Source organism: Bacillus sp. PK3_68, assembly GCF_003600835.1.
GTDB lineage: Bacteria > Bacillota > Bacilli > Bacillales > Domibacillaceae > Pseudobacillus.
In genome coordinates, this window is the sequence record NZ_NQYC01000001.1 from 922,253 (window position 1) to 939,228 (window position 16,976).

A 16,976-nucleotide genomic window follows, 5' to 3' on the forward strand; every position below is an offset into this window, starting at 1 on the left:
GTTCGATTCCCACCCCGAAATTTTTTGTGAATGCTATGAAAAATTTCGAGGGTGGATTCGGACACAACAGGACCGGAGTGCCCTCATTTGGAGGGATTAACATGTTAAAGAAGCGCGATGTACATGACAGTCATGTACTATTTGACTTAATGACGCACCCGGAAGTCTTCCCTTTTGTGCGCCAAAAAGCCCACTCCTATGAGGAATTTGTGTTTGTTACAAAGCAAACAATTGAAGCAGAGGAGAGAGGAGAGTTAGTCTCCCGTACAATTACCGACGAATGGGGCAATCCGATCGGTACAATTAATTTATATGATATTCAGGATGGGTGTGGTTTTCTCGGCACATGGCTCGGCAAACCATTTCACGGAAAAGGATACAATGCTCCGGCAAAGGAAGCCTTCTTTCACGAATTATTCTTTGAACTGGATATGGAAGCCATCTTTATGCGGATTCGTAAAACAAATACCCGGTCACGCAAAGCAGCAGAAAAACTTCCTTACGCTATCCTCGCTAATGAAACTCGATCCGCGGTCTATTCCCGCATTAATGAACATGATGAAGTATTTGATCTGTTTGAAGTATCCAGGGATTTGTTTACTTTTTATACTCTGCGCCAGCAAAGCGAAGCGGCAGAAGAACAAGCGTTGGAAGCTTGATCTGTGCTGTCCCCTATCTTTCTAACTATCAGCTCCATCTTCCCTTTCCCCCACCAGCGTCCGCTGGTGGGGTTTTCATATGTGTCAGGCGGTACGATCACTTTTATGGTATAATTCTCTCATTCTATCTATAGTTGCCAAATGAAGGAGAACAAAAAATGGAACAAACGTTTACCCTTAAACAAAGAATCAAGAGGCTCATGTACATTTTAATTCCTATATTTATCACCCAATTAGGAATGTTCTCTATGAACTTCTTTGATATTATGATGTCCAGCCGCTACTCTGCTGATGACTTGGCTGGCGTAGCCATTGGCTCTTCCTTATGGGTGCCTGTATACACTGGATTAAGCGGCATTCTGCTCGCCATCACGCCAATTGTCGCCCAACTGACCGGTGCTAAAAAGACCAAAGAAGTACCCTTCACAGTAATGCAAGGCATCTATGCCTCTGTTGTGCTGGCGGTCCTTGTTTTTGTGATTGGCAGCATAGCCCTGGACCCTGTTTTAAACAGGATGAGCCTTGAAGGAACTGTAAGAGAAATAGCCAAGAATTATATCATTGCTTTATCATTCGGTCTTATCCCTGTTTTTGTTTATGCAGTCCTCCGTTGTTTCATCGATGCGCTTGGCATGACAAGAACCTCCATGATCATTACGCTGATGTCCTTGCCATTAAATGTACTTTTCAATTATGCTCTTATTTTTGGGAAGTGGGGATTGCCTGCTTTAGGAGGTGTTGGAGCCGGCTATGCATCAGCCATTACTTATTGGTTAATTATGATGATTGCTATCTTTATTATTCACCGGAAGCAGCCATTTAATCAGTTTCAAATTTTTCATTCTTTCCCTGCCATATCATTAACTAAATGGAAAGAAATTTTATTTATGGGCGTGCCGATTGGGCTATCTATCTTTTTTGAAACAAGCATCTTTTCTGCTGTTACTTTGTTGATGAGCGAATATAGCACGACAGTAATTGCCGCTCATCAAGTAGCGATCAATTTTGCCTCCCTTCTCTACATGCTTCCTCTCAGCATTTCTATGAGCCTAACGATTATTGTCGGCTATGAAGTTGGGGCTTCCAGATTGAGAAACGCCAAAATCTTCAGTTGGCTTGGAGTAGGAACGGCCGTCTGCTTCTCGCTATTATGCATCCTTTTACTTATGTTATTCCGTGAGCAGATTGCGTCTTTCTACACCAAAGACGAAGAAGTACTGAGCCTAACGATCCACTTTTTGCTATTTGCGGCTCTGTTTCAGCTATCAGATGCCATTCAAGCTCCTGTTCAGGGAGCCCTCCGTGGCTATAAAGATGTAAATACCACCTTCGTTATGACAATGATCAGTTACTGGGTGATTGGTCTGCCGCTAGGATATTATCTTGCCAATACGACCGAGCTTGAAGCATACGGCTACTGGATTGGTTTAATTTCCGGCTTGACGGCCGGCGCTTTAACACTCTCTACACGCCTGCTTATTATTCAGAGGAAGCACTCTCAAGCCGATAGCTCAATCAGTCATCTTCATGGCTGATTAAATAAAAAAAGCGTCTGTTTTGACTTTTCTATAACGAAAAACCTCCGGCAAGAAACCTCTTCTTTCCGGAGGTTTTTCGTTCGCTTGCGGCCCTAAGCTTCGCTAAAAAAGTTTATTACATCCTCTGCTCTCCACCTTCCTCATCTGCTGTAAAAATCCGTTTACTCATAGGCTTAACAGCACCTCAGCTGGAGAAGTTCTTTTGGCTAAGCTTTATTATAAACCATTTTAGACTGCATTCTTCCCTCACCATTCTTCTTTAATTTAAACGAAAAAGCGCTCTTCCTAAACTGAATCATTTCAGCGGAAGAAGCGCTCTTTTTTAAAAGTCATTCATTGTTTTATTAGGCACCTGGGGGACGGTTTTCAAAATCGTAATCGACAGGCCTAGGAGCAACCCGCGAGTGCTCCAGAGCTGGTGTATCGGGTCTGGCAATTTGGTAGACAGATGCTCCAATAATTTCAGCGGTTTCCTGCAGCTTATTTTTGTCAATTTTGTCAATTGTATCTGCCGGTGTATGATACCATGGCTCCAGCGGGGAATGAATAAATAAGGCCGCTGGAATGCCAAGTTCATGGAATGGCTGATGGTCGCTGCGTCCCAATTGTCCGTATGGCACCGATTCTCCTAAAGCCGTTCTTGACCCTGCAGCTGAAGCAAGATCTGTCACTAAGTTTTTCTTGCCATCAATCGTATACATGATTAAACCGTTAGCTTTGTTGTCACCGCCGGCATCCTTGCTTCCGATCATGTCCATTTGGAAATGCCCTACAATTCGGTCTGCTTCTTGATCACTTAAAGTACCTGCATAATGATAAGATCCTAACAATCCTTTTTCCTCCGCACCAAATGTAACGAATCGTAATTCGGTATCAGTCGGCATATTGGCCATTACTCTGGCAAGCTCTAATACAGCCGATACGCCGGAGGCATCATCGTTGGCACCAGGACCGCCTGGAACAGAATCATGATGTGCACCAATCATTACAACCTGTCCGGTATCCTTGTTTTTATGCGGCTTCATTTTAGCAATCACATTGTAAGAAGTTTTCTCCTCCATGCCAGAGCCTGCTACTTTAAGATATGCGGTTTTCGAGCCTGCTTTTAATTGTTCTGCCAACTCTAAGCCTTGTGCTCTGGTAATAGAAACAACCGGAATATTCTGTCCATAATCCGTCTGACCAAATGCATTAGATGTGCCAGAATTGTTATAAAAGATTACCCCAACGGCTCCTTTTTCCAAAACATTTTGAATCTTTTCGACGAAAGCGATATCCCCGCGCTCAATGAGGGCAATTTTTCCTTTTACCGTATTCGGTACAGTGCCCGCTAGCGCTTTGCCCACATGAATCATTTCGGCCGTTACCTCGTCACTGTAAGAACCCGAAACCACGTACGGCTTTAAATTTTGCCCGCCAACTTCTAGAATTCCGCTTGCATTATTTCTGACTGCCTCATAGAATTTAAAAGGCTGCAATTCTGTCTCATAGCCATATTTTTCAAATTGGCTTTTTATGTAGTTTGCCCCTTTTAACTCTCCATCAGTACCCGCCGCCCGAGGCTGTTCCGACAATAAAGCGATCGTGTTATACATATTGTCAGCATTAATTTTTTTATAATCTTGTTGTCAAACGCTGAAGCAGCATTTGAATTTGGTGCGTTTTTAGGAGCCTGGGCATAAGCTCCTTGAACACTTAGTGCTAATCCTGCTGTTAACAGAATAGACATCACTTTTTTCTTACTCATTGAACCCCTCCTATTTTGAAGATAGACATGCTTCCAGTAAATTATCAATGATTTTACTTAGTTAGTAAACAGTTACCATTCTACAAATAAACAGAAAAATTGTAATTTTCAATTACTTTTCTCCTGTAAAAATAGATGCTGATTGATAAATAATGTTATAAAAGCAAGAAATCCTAAGAATAGACAGGTGCTTCTTCCTAGATAGATAAACCTAGATTGATTAATAAGGACCATCGCTTTCTACTCTTAACAAACTGTCTATACAAGAAAATTTTGTTTATAAAAAGTCTTGTGTTTCGTCTACACACACTTAAAATTTGTGAAAAAGCTCTTCTTTTATATTTTTTTAAAAAACATGAGCCGATCCAATCTATAGTATCAACTCACTTTTCCAGCACCATCCATGCAAATATAACCAATGCTCCGCTCTTTATCCAGTTCAAAATTATACACATTCAGGAGACATCCGCTTTCACAAATAAAAGCCTAACCCCAAACCCTACCAACACTATCCCTGTGGTTTTCTCAATCCAATTCTGTACGGAAGGCGCTAATAACCACTCACGAATAAAGTGGAGACAAATAACATACACAATAAACCAAATGATTGATAGCAGGGCATAGGTAGAGCCCATTAGTAACAGATCAAACGTTATACGATCAGCATTTGTTACAAACTGAGGCAGAAAAGTTAAAAAGAAAACAGCTACTTTCGGATTTAGCAAATTTGAAAAAAGCCCTTCCTTAAAAGCTGATTTATGTTTTTTTATGAGCTGCTTTTCTTGTATGTGGGTGCTTTTTTTAGGTAAAAACGCGACAATCCCTAAGTAAATCAGATAAATAGCACCGACCCATTTAACGAGATTAAATGCTATGGCAGATTGCAGTAAAAGAGCAGACAATCCTAAAGTAGCAGCAAGTGTATGACCAAATGAACCAGCTGCAATACCAAATGCCATTTGGAAGCCAGCGTTTCTTCCCTCTGCTATGGTCCGTTTCGTAATTAAAGCCGTATCAATCCCGGGGCTTATAACAACGAATAGTGTCATAATTATAAAAGCAATCATTGTTTCCCCTCCTATTTGTCCATCTTTACAAAGCATATTTAATTTAATTTGATTTATTCAATGAACTTTATTATTTCATTCAATAGAATAAAACAAAAGGTGCTACATGAACCAATTATTTATTGGCCAAAAAGTCAGAGCGTCGTGAAAAAAGACGGTCTTTCATTAAGGAAGTTAAGGAAGTTAACAAAGCGCACAGAAAGTCCCCCTTCTATGTTAAGCCCAATTGAAAAAGCAACGCTAATCCTTCTATTTAAACATTAAAATCATTGTCCAAAGTGCAAGACGTCCCTCTGTTTACATTTTAAATGGACGAAGTCAACACAAAAGAACTAATTGCAAAGATAGGGAAGTAAAGGAAAATAATTATCGTTGGCCTTCACTACGAACTACTTTCTCCCGACTTTACAAGCCAGCTGGCTACTGCGATTGTTCGCTTATCACCAGAGAACAGCTCTTCAGAACAGTCGCTTACACATAAAGAGGAAGAAGTTGCCTATGTATTAGTGGGTCCCCTTCAATTAACATTGTCGGGAGACGAATATGAATGGCAAACTGGAGATAGTGTGGAAGTTCCAGCTCATACAGAACACCAGTGGTTGAATCAAACAAATAAAGAAACCAGTATCTTGTTTTCTGTGACACCACCCTCTTTAAAAAAGCTGTCTTAGAAAATAAAAAATCAAACCACTATAAAGAGCCTCTCCATATGGATTACAGAAAGGCTCTTCTCCTTTGATCACAAGATTACAAGGCTGGTGATCGTTCTGTATTTTATTCAACCGATTATTTCCTTTATCGACCTCTATTCTGAAATAATAAGTTCTACTAAATCATTTAATAAAGGATTCACTCACTGCCCTTGAAAGCAATTCAAAATAATTTTTTCTCTTTTTATGAAACCATACATGCACATGGCTTGTTCTAGTGACTTAATGAGAGAGTCTCTTATACATGGCTATCATAATTTGCGTGATAAATTTTCCCGAGAACGTCTTGTCCGCCAGTAACCGGTATCATGCTGCCGGTAATAAAATCGGCATCATCAGAGACGAGAAAAGAAACCACTCTGGCGAGATCTTCTCCTGTTCCTGGCCGGCCAACCGGAACAATAGAGCTGCTTTCACGCTTTGCGTTTGCAATTGTCTCTTCTTTCCAACGATCGGCAATATCGCCAGGACAAATCATATTAGCAGTGATTCCATTTTTTGCTTCTTCTATGGAGATTGTTCTTGTAAGAGATGCAAGGCCGGCTTTTGCCGCGGCAAAGGCTGAACGATAAATCCATCCTGGCGCCGTTTCCACCCGGTCATACCCGAATGTAATGACCCTTCCCCACGTTTTGGCACGCATGTAGGGCATCGTTAGCTTTGTTAAATAAAAGACACTGTTTAAATTCCCATTGATCATGTATTGCCATTCGTCCCAATCGTATTCATCCATCGTTTTTCGCAGAGAGACATAGGGGCCTGCATTATGTATCAAGATATCTATCCCGCCGAAAAATTCGACAGAGTGGCCAATCAATCGTTCACAGTCCTCTTTTTTTGAAATATCTCCCTGTACCGCGATAGCCTTAATATCAAACTTTTCTGATAAATTAACCGCCAATTTTTCTGCGGCTTCCTTGCTTGAACGGTAATTAATGATTATATTGCATCCGCATTCAGCAAGAATAGTTGCTGTCCACTTGCCAATTCCTCTTGAACCGCCTGTAATCAGTGCCGTTTTCCTCCCCATAACATCCTCTCCAAAAAAGTAATATATATAAATTATACTAATCATCCCCTTTGAAATATGCAAATATAACCATAAAAAAAGCACCGTGATATCACGGTGCTCCTGCTCATTTATTTTCCAACAAACATTTGTGTCCAGATGTTTCCGTTCTCTACATAGCCAACACCAATATGCGTGTAATCCTTATTCAAAATATTCGCACGGTGGCCAGGGCTTTCCATCCAAGCTTTAACTACCTCTGCAGGTGTGCGTTGTCCTTTAGCAATATTTTCTCCTGCTGTGCGGTAAGTAATACCAAATTTCTTCATCATATCAAATGGAGAGCCGTATGTTGGACTAGTGTGTGAGAAATAATTTTTTGCCAGCATATCTTCTGATTTCTTTCTAGCTACTGAGCTTAACTCACTATCAGCTTTTAAAGGCTGCAATCCAGCTTTTTGGCGCTCATTATTTGTAAGATCAATTACTTGCTGTTCGAACGCACTTAATCCAGCTGTTGTTTGTGTTGGTTTTGTTTCTGGCTTTGTTGATGGCGCTGGTTTTGTTGTTGGTGCTGGTTTTGCTTCTGGCTTCGTTGTTGGTGCCGGCTTTGCTTCTGGTTTTGTTGACGGCACTTGTTGTGTCGGTTGTTGTGCTGTCAGGCCATAGTTTTTCAAAATCCATTGCAAACTGATATTTCCTTGAGCTAATTGTTGATATACTTCTTTAGGAACTACTACTTGTCCAGTCTGGCATTGAACTTTCACTGTTGGCTGTGAAACTTGTGCTGCTTCTGTTTTATTTACAAATGGAGAAGCAAACAATGTTAATGAGGCTGCCAATGAAACAACTACTTTTTTGTTCATGTAAACTTCACTCCTACTTTTTCTTTTTTTGACAGTAAAATCGTAACATGATTGTTTTGTAATAAGAGAGGCAATTCATAGCAAAAAAGCCAGCTCCTTTTAAAAAAAGAAAGCGGCTTCTTCTATTTATCTATTAGAAAGGCTCATCCCTGAAATACCAACGTTTGTCATTGTTTTCATCGAGAAGAATTTCTCGGAATGTTTTCCATGATGGAGGGTCCTTTTCATGAAATTGGCACGTTTTATTTTTTTAAAAAAGGGGGAAAAACAAACCTTTTTTTCAAAAAAGACATTCTCATGACAACTCCGACATTTCTTTTTCACAGAATAAAGACCACAGCAGTGATTATTTCCTTCCTCTGCTCTCCTGAAAATCTAGTAATTTTTTCTTTGTTTACAATATTTATAAATGATTTATTATTAGAGTAGATAAGTTTGTTAATTTGAGGGATGCTAAACATGGAAAATTTCGAGAATGATTTACTGTTTTCTAATGCTTTTCATCATTCCGGCATAGGAATGGCTCTTGTGGGTCTTGATGGAAAATGGTTGAAGGTTAATCATGCGATGTGTAAATTAACAGGGTACGATGAGGAAGAATTACTCCAAATTACCTTTAAAGATATTACTCATCCGGATGATTTACAAATTGATTTGACACATGTTAATGAACTGATTCGCGGAGAGAGCCGTTCTTACCAAATGGTGAAACGATATTTTCACAAGAACGGACAGGTTATTACGGTTTTATTAACTTCTTCTATCGTTTGTGATCAGGAGAATAAGCCGCTCTTCTTTATTTCTCAAATCCAAGATATTACCGAACAGAAAAAAGTGAGACTGAACTAAAGCTGTTTGCAAAAGTATTGGAAGCGACACAGCAGGGGGTTGCTATTACAGATGCAGACGAGAAAATTATCTATGTTAACGAAGGGTTTACCAAAATTACCGGCTACAGCTTTGACGAAGTGAAAGGTCGGAGCCCCAATATGCTCCAATCCGGGAAACACGAGAATCCCTTCTACCGTGAAATGTGGATGAATCTGCTGACAAACGGTTATTGGCAAGGTGAGATTTGCAACAAAGACAAATCCGGCCACACTTATACTGAATGGCTAAATATAAGCAACTTAACAGATGGGAAGGGAAAAACCACCCACTATGTCGCTGTCTTCTCAGATATTTCCCCATTGAAGGAAGCAGAAAATCAATTAAAAGAGATGAACAAACAATTAAATCGTCTTTCTACTTTGGACGGTTTAACAGGCATCCCAAACCGCCGAGCATTTGATGATAGATTGTCATCTGAGCGAGAAAAAGCGCTCCAATGGAATAAGCCGCTGTCCATTATCTTGCTAGATATTGATTTCTTTAAATTATATAACGACACATATGGCCATTTAAGCGGGGATGACTGCTTAAAAAAAGCGGCTGCTGCCATGGAGCGAAAAGCTGTAGAGTTTTCTGGCTTTATAGCCCGATATGGAGGAGAAGAATTTGTCGTCATCCTTACAGATACGACACTTGAAGAAAGTGGCATAGCTGCAGAAGAAATCAGAAAAAGTGTGGAAAACTTGAAAATCCCACACCTTCGCTCGCAAATCAGTGAGTATGTGACTATTAGTGCAGGCCTGGCCACCCTTCTCCCGAACAAACAAGGTTACACAGAGGAAGATTTAATTGATCTAGCCGATAGCGCCCTATATGAAGCAAAAAAAGCCGGTAGAAATCAATTAAAAATATCAACCACCATCTCTACTTGATTGTATGAGCAGGTGAATACAACACGGCCTAAATAAAAATGAGCAATAAATCTTTATAGCAAAAAAAGGACCTCTCGTATTGAAGTTCTTTTTTGCTTTTTCTCTTCTTAAGTGAATGAACTTTTTTATATTGTGAATTTAGCACTATATGTTTTAAGTTATTAATCTTCAATTAAACTCCATCGTTTATCATTGAGCCTTTCAACTAATTCGCTTTTCTTCTTTGAAATATGAAGAACCACACTCCGCTTAGATTTTTTCCTTATTGTTCCATCCAATTAATACTACCGGGCCTGCATGCTCTTCGCCTATTGAAAAGCACCTCTGTCATTTTTATAATCCATCGATTTTTTCATTACTTCAGGCATTCCAATCGCATCAAAAAAAGCCGGGCGCTCTCTTCATGATAGATGAAAAGAACGCCCGGTGCCTATTGAAAAGTATTTTTAGGAAGCAGCATTGGTCTGCTGCTTTTTGAGCATTTCTATCGCTTTTTCTTCCTGTGTGTCATGCTGTTGAATTTTTTCTCTTAAATCATTCATCAACTGCACAGTCGTATCACCTGATAGCACGCCAGTTTGCTTGATGTCTGCTTTTTTCTGGAATTCCTTCACTGCCTCTGCTGTTTCTTCATCGAAAAAGCCGTCAACCTTACCAGGATGATATCCAAGCGCTTCAAGCATTTTCTCAGCGTTCTTTACTTCTTCTGACAGGCTGTCAAGTTTCAGTTCATTGTCAGGACTGAGATAAGATAAGTTAGCATAATCAGGAAGTTTAACTAGAACATCAGGCTTAATTCCTTTTTTGTGAATCCAATTGCCATTCGGTGTCAGCCACTTGGCTGTTGTAAACTTCATATTTGAACCATCTTTGAAATCTTCTGCTGTTTGTACAGTCCCTTTTCCAAATGTCTTTTCCCCAATCAGAGGAACGCCAGCAGATTCTTTCATAGCCGCTGCGAAGATTTCCGAAGCACTGGCACTGCCGCTATCGACTAGAACCACTACAGGCACAGACTCTTTCTTACTATTGTCAGAAATCATTTTTTCTCGTTTACCTTGATTATCTTCTACTTGGAAAAGAACTTTTCCTTCAGGTACAAACATATTGGTCATCTCAATAGCTTGATCAAGCAGCCCACCCGGATTTTGCCGCACATCAAGAATCATGGATTTCATGCCCTTCGCTTCCATTTTCTTAATAGCATCCTTCAATTCAGCGGCTGTGTGTTCAGAAAAACTCGTAATTTGGATATGAGCAATTTTGTCATCCTTCATCTCTGCATAGACCGTTTCAATCGGAATGTCATCACGTACAATGGTAATTTCCATCGGCTCTTTTGTTCCAGCACGCTGTACTTTCAATTTTACCTTTGTTCCTTTTTCACCTCTGATCAACAGAACGGCTTCCGATGAACTCATTCCCTCTAAGCTCTTGCCGTCCACTGACATAATGCGGTCATTCGGCCGGAGCCCGGCTTTCTCTGCAGGAGATCCTTTGATCGGTGAAACAATTTTGATCATGCCTTTTTCTTCTTGTATTTCTGCTCCAATCCCTTGAAAGGAGGAAGAAACACTTTCATGGAATTGGCTGGCTTCCTTTTTGTCCATATAGTCAGAATATGGATCATCAAGGGAGTCAATCATTCCATTAATAGCGCCATTCACCAGTTTATCTTTATTGACATCTTGGTAATAATTTTTTTCTAGTTTATCATAGGCCTCATACAGCTTTTCAAATTCCGGATGCGGCTTCATGCCGACCTCCGCCGCCTTTTCTCCTCCAAAAGCGAGCGCGAGCGTCGTAATGGCCGCCGTCGCGAATACGAGGAAGAATACAAGCATAACAAAATGAAATTTCTTCAACCGAATGTAAGGGGATTGATGCTTGCTGCCAGGCTGGTCAGACTTGTTTTCATCCATGATGCTCACCGCTTTCCATGCTTAATAATCATTAATTTAACTCTTATATTCTATCAGTTTTCTATTGAATTAAAAAGAAAAAACCTCTCCCGGTCAAAAGAGGAGAGATTTCAAAGGGTGCCCTATTATATTTTTTGAACGTGATCAAAATATTCTTCCAGCGTCCAGCCATGCTTGTAAATCTCTTCTGCTGCCTTTATGCCAACATAGCGAAAATGCCACGGTTCATACATATATTTGGTCACATTCTCTTTTCCCTTTGGATAACGCAGAATAAATCCGTATTTATGAGCATTATTAGCAAGCCACTGACCTTCTTTTGTTGTTTCAAACGCTTGAAGCAAATCAAATTGGACACTTTCTGCTGATATATCCATGGTAAGGCCTGTCTGATGTTCACTTTGCCCTGGTGGTGCTACAGCTTGAGCGGCTTTTTCGAAGGTGCCTACCTTCGCTATTTGGTTGTTCATGATTTCTACTTGTCGTTTATAAGAACGATAGCCAGAAACAGCAAACAAGTCAATTTGCTCCTGCTTAGCCGCTGCAAACATTTTTTCCAGCGCCCCGGCAGCTTCTTTTCTCATGTGACTTTTTTCAATATCTTGTTCACCAAACGAAAATGGCACTTTCGGCCGGACCAAATCTGGCGGTGTATAGTCTCCTGGCAAAGAAAACTCCTTATTAACGAGCACCATCATATTTTCAGGGTTTGTAATTACGGCTTTTCCGTTTACTTGTTTAATCTCATTAAAAAAAGCGGCTTCAAGCTTTAGACCGGCAGCAGCTTCCTTTTCCTGCGGCTGATCCGCCGGCTTTTCAGCCTTATTTTTTTCCTGGGTTTCTGTCTGCTTGTCTTTTTCTGCTCCGTCCATCTGCTGGCAGCCGCTGAGCAGCAAAGCAGCCGTTAGTACCCATCCTGCTTTCTTCATTTTATCACCTTATTTTCTGCTATTATCTCTTAAAGCTCGGGCAAATGTTCAAAGGAAAACCAGCCCGTCAACAGGCTGGTATTTTTTATTATTATCAAATGCAGTATCCTTCACCGATCTATTGGATTTTACTCTTGAATAGCGGCTTCAAGGGCTACCTCGATCATCTCATTAAATGTTGATTGCCGCTCTGCAGCAGTCGTTTCTTCCCCTGTTAAGATGTGATCGCTCACGGTTAATACAGAAAGCGCTTTTCGATTGTATTTTGCCGCCAGTGTATAAAGAGCGGCTGTTTCCATTTCGATAGCAAGGATGCCATAATCAGCCCACTTTTGATGTTCGGCATTGTCGTTGTAGAACATGTCTGCAGTAAATACGTTGCCAACCTTTAAGTGAAGTCCTTTTTCGGTACCGGCATCAAATGCTTTTTTCAATAACTCCCAATTAGCTGTGGGGGCATAATCAACTCCATTGAATGTAAATCGATTCATTTGAGAATCAGTAGACGCACTCATAGCTAAAATAACATCTCTTACCTTGACGTCTTTTTGGATAGCCCCGCAAGTGCCGACACGGATTAAATTTTGAACATTATAGCTTTGCATCAGTTCGTTTATGTAGATGGAAATAGAGGGAACGCCCATCCCAGTTCCTTGCACTGAAATTTTCTTCCCTTTATATGTCCCTGTGTACCCGAACATATTTCTGACTTCATTATAACAAGCTGGACTTTCCAAAAATGTTTCTGCAATATATTTTGCCCGCAGCGGGTCACCTGGAAGAAGAACTGTTTCCGCTATTTCATTCTCTTTCGCTCCGATATGAATACTCATTGTAAACCCTCCTAAATAATCTCTCTCCGCTTTCACTATTGTAATTGTTTTTAGAAGGGTCTGCAATGAATATGAGTGCTTTCTTGTTCTACAGCAATTTAAGCATATTTAGCAATTACTTGTCTTAACTTTGCATTTAGCGCTGGAATTTCTGGGGAAGTCACTGTCATTCTAATATGGGTTTCATCCATCTCAAGCGCCTCTGCAAACAATCCGCCAATCCCTCTTGCTTTTCGATCGACTTGGATAAGCAGTTCCGCTCTTTCTTCTGTCTGGGCTAAGAACATAATTTCCAATTCATCTAGTTTGCCGCGAAAAGGCCCGCTTGTCGGCACGAATTCAAATTCTTGTACAAATGGAAAGCGGCTTCCTATTCTTCTTGGCGCCTGCTCACACTCTACCTCCCGAAGCCGAAAGCCAATTTGGCCAATCTCCTCAAGAACCGAAGCGACAAGCCTTGTTGGGCGTACTTCTATATAATCTTTATCGCTCGGATCGGCTGCATTTTTAATGTCGAGCCCCGTCGCCACCCAGACACGTGTATTGCCGTAGGTAATGGGCGTATCTATCGGGAGCTCCAATGAGAAAGGAAACGACTTTGTCTCATTCGCGCCAATTTTAAATGGCTCATTCAATTTATGCTTTTTAACCGCTGCGTGATCGGTATACTTGCGGTCATCGGATTCTCGGATAAATGTTGTATATATCGTTAAGTAAATAGAATCAATTTGCTGCTCGGTACTTCCCCCGTATATTTCTACTTGCCCTCTAATGGTTTCACCGGCTGTATAAGCTGACTTCTCGAGCTTTGTATCTACCTTAGCGCCTCCAATCCCTATACTGGCAAGCATCTTGTTGAAAAATGACATCTAAATTCCCCCTTTTCTATTTATACATTCACTTAACATACGCCATGTGGAATAAAAAGTTTCATCTTTATTTTCTTGAACCCTTCAAAAAAAATAAGACTGCCTGCAAATGCCCTTCTCCACACACTAGCTGCAGGGGAGGTGTCCGGCTCTTTGCTTGCGGCAGTCTCTTATTTTTCTTCTTCCATATAGCGGTCCCACGCTTCATCAAATACCGTCATGCTTGATAAATAAAAACCATTCATTTCTAAATATCGGCTTAATTCATCGTAGTGACGAGACATTTTCGGAAAGCTGTGGTCAGTGAATGCATGATTCGCAAATGCCGCCAATTCATCTCTGGGCGGCTCTTCGCGAAATTTCATTAAATAGTGGAAAAATGACTTTCGCAAAAACCCCATCTCCTTTTTCACCAAATATAAAGGACAGGGGCACTTCATGTAAAGAAAAAATTTTTCAACTGATCACCCCTCAAAATAGATAAAGGGCTAGAGTTGATGAAGAAAAAACTTCTTCACATGGATTGCGTCAGTATTTATTTTTCTTCGAACAAGGGTAAAAGTTCGGCATAGCCTTCTTCCTTCATGTTCTCTTTTGGAATAAAACGCAAAGCAGCCGAATTGATGCAATAACGCAATCCTGCTGGTCCCGGCCCGTCAGGAAACACATGGCCAAGATGGGAATCTGCAGCTTTGCTTCTTACTTCCGTTCGTACCATATTATGACTGAAGTCTTGCTTCTCTATAATCTCCCCATCTTCAATCGGTTTTGTAAAGCTTGGCCATCCACAGCCAGCATCGTACTTGTCCCGAGAAGAAAATAACGGCTTGCCGGAAACAATATCGACATAAATGCCTTCCTCAAACGTGTTCCAATATTCGTTGCGAAAAGGCGGTTCTGTTCCATTATTTTGTGTTACTTCATACTGCATCCTGTTTAGCTTTTGCTTTAATTCTGGCTGATTATCTTTCATTTCTCTTTCCTCCCCAATGATTTCGGATAAAGGCTGCTCTTCCTGATCCTTGATGATAGGCTTCGTAATGAGCCGGATTCTTTTTATAATAATATTGATGGTATTCTTCAGCTGGATAAAATGGTTTTGCCGGTAGAATCTTCACATTAATAGGAACAGGAAAACGGCCGCTTTCATTTAGCTTTTGCTTGGACTCTTCTGCAAGGCGCCGCTGCTCCTCTGTATGATAAAAAATAGCAGGCTGATAAGATTGCCCCCGGTCATAAAATTGGCCGCCAATGTCTGTTGGATCAATATTCATCCAATAAATATCAAGAAGCTGCTCATATGGAAAAACGGCCGGATCATACGTAATTTCTACCGCTTCATAATGTCCTGTCGTTTCACTGCATACCTCTTCATAAGTTGGGTTTTCTGTAACTCCTCCGGTGTATCCCGAAATGATTTTTTTAATTCCCGGCTGTTCATCAAACGGCTTCACCATACACCAAAAACAGCCTCCGGCAAAGATTGCTTTCTCTTCCATCAATTATCACCTCTTCAGAAAGTAATACCCCTTTTTATCATTTTAAATGTCTTCACAAAAAAGAGGAATTATTCAGCTCATAAAAAAGCTTGCCCCTGCATATAGGGGCAAGCTTTTTTTGCTATTGTTCTACGGGAAGCTGAAACGTAAAGCGGATATCATCCTTTTTAAGATCAATGCGATCCGCTTTAACCTTCAAATCACTCTCAAGCTTCATTTTATCTAAGGAGATATAAATTAATTCATCGTTAGGCATAATCTTTACCCAATCAGGAAATTGATACGCATCTCTTGCTGCTTTCAGCACATAGGAAACAGGTAAATTAATTCTACCCACTTTGATTCCCTTTTGCCGCAAAATCACATTGCCATTCTTTAAAGCTTCAGGTTCAAATGTTAGTTTATAGTCAATTCGCTCTGAAAATACGGCTATATCCCCATATAACTCTACTTGATCGCGCAAGTATACATTATAATCAACAAAACTTTTCTCTTTTTCTTTTTCAATAAATGTTTTTATTACTCTATTTAAATCTTCTTTATTGGACCGCACATGAAATTCAACAGCCTCCTTTGCTGGATAAGCTTTTGGCAACGGTTCATCTTTTATCGGTGAGAATAAGCCGATAACAAGGATAAAGATAATAATTACATTTAAAGCAAGCAACCCTAAAAACGCTAGTTTCCAACCTTTTTTCATTCGCTCTCCTCATTTGCGTAGATAATTTTTTGTTCGTCAGCTCCTCAAGCTTCTGCCCGTCGATCGTTTCAAATATCCTGTTTGCTATCTGTTCATACCCTTTATCATTTGGATGAAACTGGTCATTGTACAGGAGATTTTCCTCCGTATTCTCGAAAAGATCTTCTACAGTAACAAAGCATGTTTGGTCATATTGTTCAACTACATGCTTGCTCGCCTCATTCCAATCATCTATAATAGCCGATACTTCCTTTACATCAGACAATACCTTCATAAACGGATTATAAAGACCCACTAAGACGATACCTGCATCTCTGTTTTCCTTTCTAACCGTTTGAATAACTTTATCAAGCCGCTCTTCATAAGATCCCCGCTGCTTGTCAAACGCCTTAACACTCAACTGTGTCAAGTTATCTTTAAATACCTTCATTATGTCATTTCCGCCGATTGTAATGATAACAAGGTCTGCTTTTTTCAGAGACTGTCTGACCTCTTGTTGATTTAGCCTTTTAAGCAGCTGATCTGTGCGATTTCCTTTTACTCCGTAATTCACGAAACGGGCCTTTTTCACCTCAGCAAGTTGTTCTAGCTGCCGTTGCAAATAAGGGATATAGCCGCCGCTTTCTGTACTGTCTCCCACTCCTTCAGTTAGAGAATCGCCAATTGAAACGACGTCTAAATTTTTCGGAATTACTTCTGTTGTTTCGTTTGGAAATGTGGAGCAGCCTGTTAAACTGAACACAAAGGCCAAGAAAATGATCCACATTTTTCTCAAGTTGTTCACCCCGCAGTTTGAATTATTCATATTATAGCATATTCCTTTTTTCGAAGAAGCATTGGCTTAGCTTTCTAAATAGGCTCTTGA

General features: G+C 40.4%; 18 protein-coding genes and 1 pseudogene. 5 read left to right on the top strand and 14 right to left on the bottom strand.

Annotated features, from left to right (window positions below; translation table 11 throughout):
* Window positions 1-101 precede the first annotated feature (101 nt).
* Window positions 102-659 (top strand): GNAT family N-acetyltransferase, encoded by a 558-nt coding sequence (locus tag CJ483_RS04810; protein ID WP_120032400.1) that lies wholly within the window; start codon window positions 102-104, stop codon window positions 657-659.
* A 158-nt stretch (window positions 660-817) separates the two neighbouring features.
* Window positions 818-2,194 (top strand): MATE family efflux transporter, encoded by a 1,377-nt coding sequence (locus tag CJ483_RS04815; RefSeq protein WP_120032402.1) that lies wholly within the window; start codon window positions 818-820, stop codon window positions 2,192-2,194.
* 347 nt (window positions 2,195-2,541) lie between these two features.
* Here CJ483_RS04815 and CJ483_RS25400 read toward each other — a convergent pair whose 3' ends face one another.
* The 3 genes from CJ483_RS25400 to CJ483_RS04825 all read right to left on the bottom strand — a co-directional run bounded on the left by CJ483_RS25400 (window position 2,542) and on the right by CJ483_RS04825 (window position 5,011).
* The gene (locus CJ483_RS25400; protein WP_275064567.1) at window positions 2,542-3,792 is read right to left on the bottom strand and encodes a M28 family peptidase; all 1,251 of its coding nucleotides are present in this window, start codon (window positions 3,790-3,792) and stop codon (window positions 2,542-2,544) included.
* Entirely contained in the window at window positions 3,729-3,944 is a 216-nt protein-coding gene (locus CJ483_RS24980; protein WP_259455573.1) for a hypothetical protein, read from the bottom strand. Before CJ483_RS24980 ends, CJ483_RS25400 begins: the two co-directional genes overlap by 64 nt.
* Window positions 3,945-4,399: 455 nt before the next feature.
* On the bottom strand, window positions 4,400-5,011 hold the full coding sequence (locus CJ483_RS04825; RefSeq protein WP_120032404.1) for a LysE family translocator: 612 nt from the start codon (window positions 5,009-5,011) through the stop codon (window positions 4,400-4,402).
* A gap of 114 nt (window positions 5,012-5,125) precedes the next feature.
* Between CJ483_RS04825 and CJ483_RS04830 the strand changes: the two are divergent.
* Window positions 5,126-5,682: pseudogene (locus CJ483_RS04830) on the top strand (cupin domain-containing protein).
* 277 nt (window positions 5,683-5,959) lie between these two features.
* On the opposite strand, the gene CJ483_RS04835 reads toward CJ483_RS04830, so the two are convergent.
* Window positions 5,960-6,751, bottom strand: coding sequence for an SDR family oxidoreductase (locus CJ483_RS04835; RefSeq protein ID WP_120032406.1), 792 nt, complete (start codon window positions 6,749-6,751; stop codon window positions 5,960-5,962).
* 110 nt (window positions 6,752-6,861) lie between these two features.
* Window positions 6,862-7,596 (bottom strand): CAP domain-containing protein, encoded by a 735-nt coding sequence (locus CJ483_RS04840; protein WP_120032408.1) that lies wholly within the window; start codon window positions 7,594-7,596, stop codon window positions 6,862-6,864.
* A 459-nt stretch (window positions 7,597-8,055) separates the two neighbouring features.
* Between CJ483_RS04840 and CJ483_RS04850 the strand changes: the two genes are divergently transcribed.
* Both CJ483_RS04850 and CJ483_RS04855 read left to right on the top strand, forming a co-directional pair.
* Window positions 8,056-8,445 (top strand): PAS domain S-box protein, encoded by a 390-nt coding sequence (locus tag CJ483_RS04850; protein ID WP_182916968.1) that lies wholly within the window; start codon window positions 8,056-8,058, stop codon window positions 8,443-8,445.
* 2 nt (window positions 8,446-8,447) lie between these two features.
* Complete coding sequence (locus CJ483_RS04855; protein WP_342754523.1) at window positions 8,448-9,359, top strand: sensor domain-containing diguanylate cyclase; 912 nt, start codon at window positions 8,448-8,450, stop codon at window positions 9,357-9,359.
* 446 nt (window positions 9,360-9,805) lie between these two features.
* Here CJ483_RS04855 and CJ483_RS04860 read toward each other — a convergent pair whose 3' ends face one another.
* The 9 genes from CJ483_RS04860 to CJ483_RS04900 all read right to left on the bottom strand — a co-directional run bounded on the left by CJ483_RS04860 (window position 9,806) and on the right by CJ483_RS04900 (window position 16,877).
* Window positions 9,806-11,281 (bottom strand): lmo1851 family serine protease, encoded by a 1,476-nt coding sequence (locus CJ483_RS04860; protein ID WP_120032416.1) that lies wholly within the window; start codon window positions 11,279-11,281, stop codon window positions 9,806-9,808.
* 125 nt (window positions 11,282-11,406) lie between these two features.
* The gene (locus CJ483_RS04865; protein ID WP_120032418.1) at window positions 11,407-12,210 is read right to left on the bottom strand and encodes a M15 family metallopeptidase; all 804 of its coding nucleotides are present in this window, start codon (window positions 12,208-12,210) and stop codon (window positions 11,407-11,409) included.
* Window positions 12,211-12,338: 128 nt separating this feature from the next.
* On the bottom strand, window positions 12,339-13,043 hold the full coding sequence (gene deoD / locus CJ483_RS04870; protein ID WP_120032420.1) for a purine-nucleoside phosphorylase: 705 nt from the start codon (window positions 13,041-13,043) through the stop codon (window positions 12,339-12,341).
* A 98-nt stretch (window positions 13,044-13,141) separates the two neighbouring features.
* Complete coding sequence (locus CJ483_RS04875; protein ID WP_120032422.1) at window positions 13,142-13,912, bottom strand: sporulation protein; 771 nt, start codon at window positions 13,910-13,912, stop codon at window positions 13,142-13,144.
* A 170-nt stretch (window positions 13,913-14,082) separates the two neighbouring features.
* Window positions 14,083-14,313: a YozE family protein gene (locus CJ483_RS04880; RefSeq protein WP_120032424.1), complete on the bottom strand. Its 231-nt coding sequence runs from the start codon at window positions 14,311-14,313 to the stop codon at window positions 14,083-14,085.
* A gap of 134 nt (window positions 14,314-14,447) precedes the next feature.
* The gene (msrB, locus tag CJ483_RS04885; RefSeq protein ID WP_120032426.1) at window positions 14,448-14,885 is read right to left on the bottom strand and encodes a peptide-methionine (R)-S-oxide reductase MsrB; all 438 of its coding nucleotides are present in this window, start codon (window positions 14,883-14,885) and stop codon (window positions 14,448-14,450) included.
* Window positions 14,875-15,411 carry a peptide-methionine (S)-S-oxide reductase MsrA gene (gene msrA, locus CJ483_RS04890; RefSeq protein WP_120032428.1) on the bottom strand — a complete coding sequence of 179 codons (537 nt, stop codon included), beginning with the start codon at window positions 15,409-15,411 and terminating at the stop codon, window positions 14,875-14,877. The genes msrB and msrA overlap by 11 nt, the downstream gene beginning before the upstream one ends.
* A gap of 121 nt (window positions 15,412-15,532) precedes the next feature.
* Entirely contained in the window at window positions 15,533-16,111 is a 579-nt protein-coding gene (locus CJ483_RS04895) for a YpmS family protein (RefSeq protein WP_120032430.1), read from the bottom strand.
* Window positions 16,011-16,877: an SGNH/GDSL hydrolase family protein gene (locus CJ483_RS04900; protein ID WP_259455781.1), complete on the bottom strand. Its 867-nt coding sequence runs from the start codon at window positions 16,875-16,877 to the stop codon at window positions 16,011-16,013. The genes CJ483_RS04895 and CJ483_RS04900 overlap by 101 nt, the downstream gene beginning before the upstream one ends.
* Window positions 16,878-16,976 lie beyond the last annotated feature (99 nt).

Excerpts from the sequence above, each read along its gene's own strand:
- CJ483_RS04810 (WP_120032400.1), top strand. The coding sequence starts at position 102 with ATGTTAAAGAAGCGCGATGTACATGACAGTCATGTACTATTTGACTTA.
- CJ483_RS04815 (WP_120032402.1), top strand. The coding sequence starts at position 818 with ATGGAACAAACGTTTACCCTTAAACAAAGAATCAAGAGGCTCATGTAC.
- CJ483_RS25400 (WP_275064567.1), bottom strand. The coding sequence starts at position 3,792 with ATGTATAACACGATCGCTTTATTGTCGGAACAGCCTCGGGCGGCGGGT.
- CJ483_RS24980 (WP_259455573.1), bottom strand. The coding sequence starts at position 3,944 with ATGAGTAAGAAAAAAGTGATGTCTATTCTGTTAACAGCAGGATTAGCA.
- CJ483_RS04825 (WP_120032404.1), bottom strand. The coding sequence starts at position 5,011 with ATGATTGCTTTTATAATTATGACACTATTCGTTGTTATAAGCCCCGGG.
- CJ483_RS04835 (WP_120032406.1), bottom strand. The coding sequence starts at position 6,751 with ATGGGGAGGAAAACGGCACTGATTACAGGCGGTTCAAGAGGAATTGGC.
- CJ483_RS04840 (WP_120032408.1), bottom strand. The coding sequence starts at position 7,596 with ATGAACAAAAAAGTAGTTGTTTCATTGGCAGCCTCATTAACATTGTTT.
- CJ483_RS04850 (WP_182916968.1), top strand. The coding sequence starts at position 8,056 with ATGGAAAATTTCGAGAATGATTTACTGTTTTCTAATGCTTTTCATCAT.
- CJ483_RS04860 (WP_120032416.1), bottom strand. The coding sequence starts at position 11,281 with ATGGATGAAAACAAGTCTGACCAGCCTGGCAGCAAGCATCAATCCCCT.
- CJ483_RS04865 (WP_120032418.1), bottom strand. The coding sequence starts at position 12,210 with ATGAAGAAAGCAGGATGGGTACTAACGGCTGCTTTGCTGCTCAGCGGC.
- deoD (WP_120032420.1), bottom strand. The coding sequence starts at position 13,043 with ATGAGTATTCATATCGGAGCGAAAGAGAATGAAATAGCGGAAACAGTT.
- CJ483_RS04875 (WP_120032422.1), bottom strand. The coding sequence starts at position 13,912 with ATGTCATTTTTCAACAAGATGCTTGCCAGTATAGGGATTGGAGGCGCT.
- CJ483_RS04880 (WP_120032424.1), bottom strand. The coding sequence starts at position 14,313 with ATGGGGTTTTTGCGAAAGTCATTTTTCCACTATTTAATGAAATTTCGC.
- msrB (WP_120032426.1), bottom strand. The coding sequence starts at position 14,885 with ATGAAAGATAATCAGCCAGAATTAAAGCAAAAGCTAAACAGGATGCAG.
- msrA (WP_120032428.1), bottom strand. The coding sequence starts at position 15,411 with ATGGAAGAGAAAGCAATCTTTGCCGGAGGCTGTTTTTGGTGTATGGTG.
- CJ483_RS04895 (WP_120032430.1), bottom strand. The coding sequence starts at position 16,111 with ATGAAAAAAGGTTGGAAACTAGCGTTTTTAGGGTTGCTTGCTTTAAAT.
- CJ483_RS04900 (WP_259455781.1), bottom strand. The coding sequence starts at position 16,877 with ATGTGGATCATTTTCTTGGCCTTTGTGTTCAGTTTAACAGGCTGCTCC.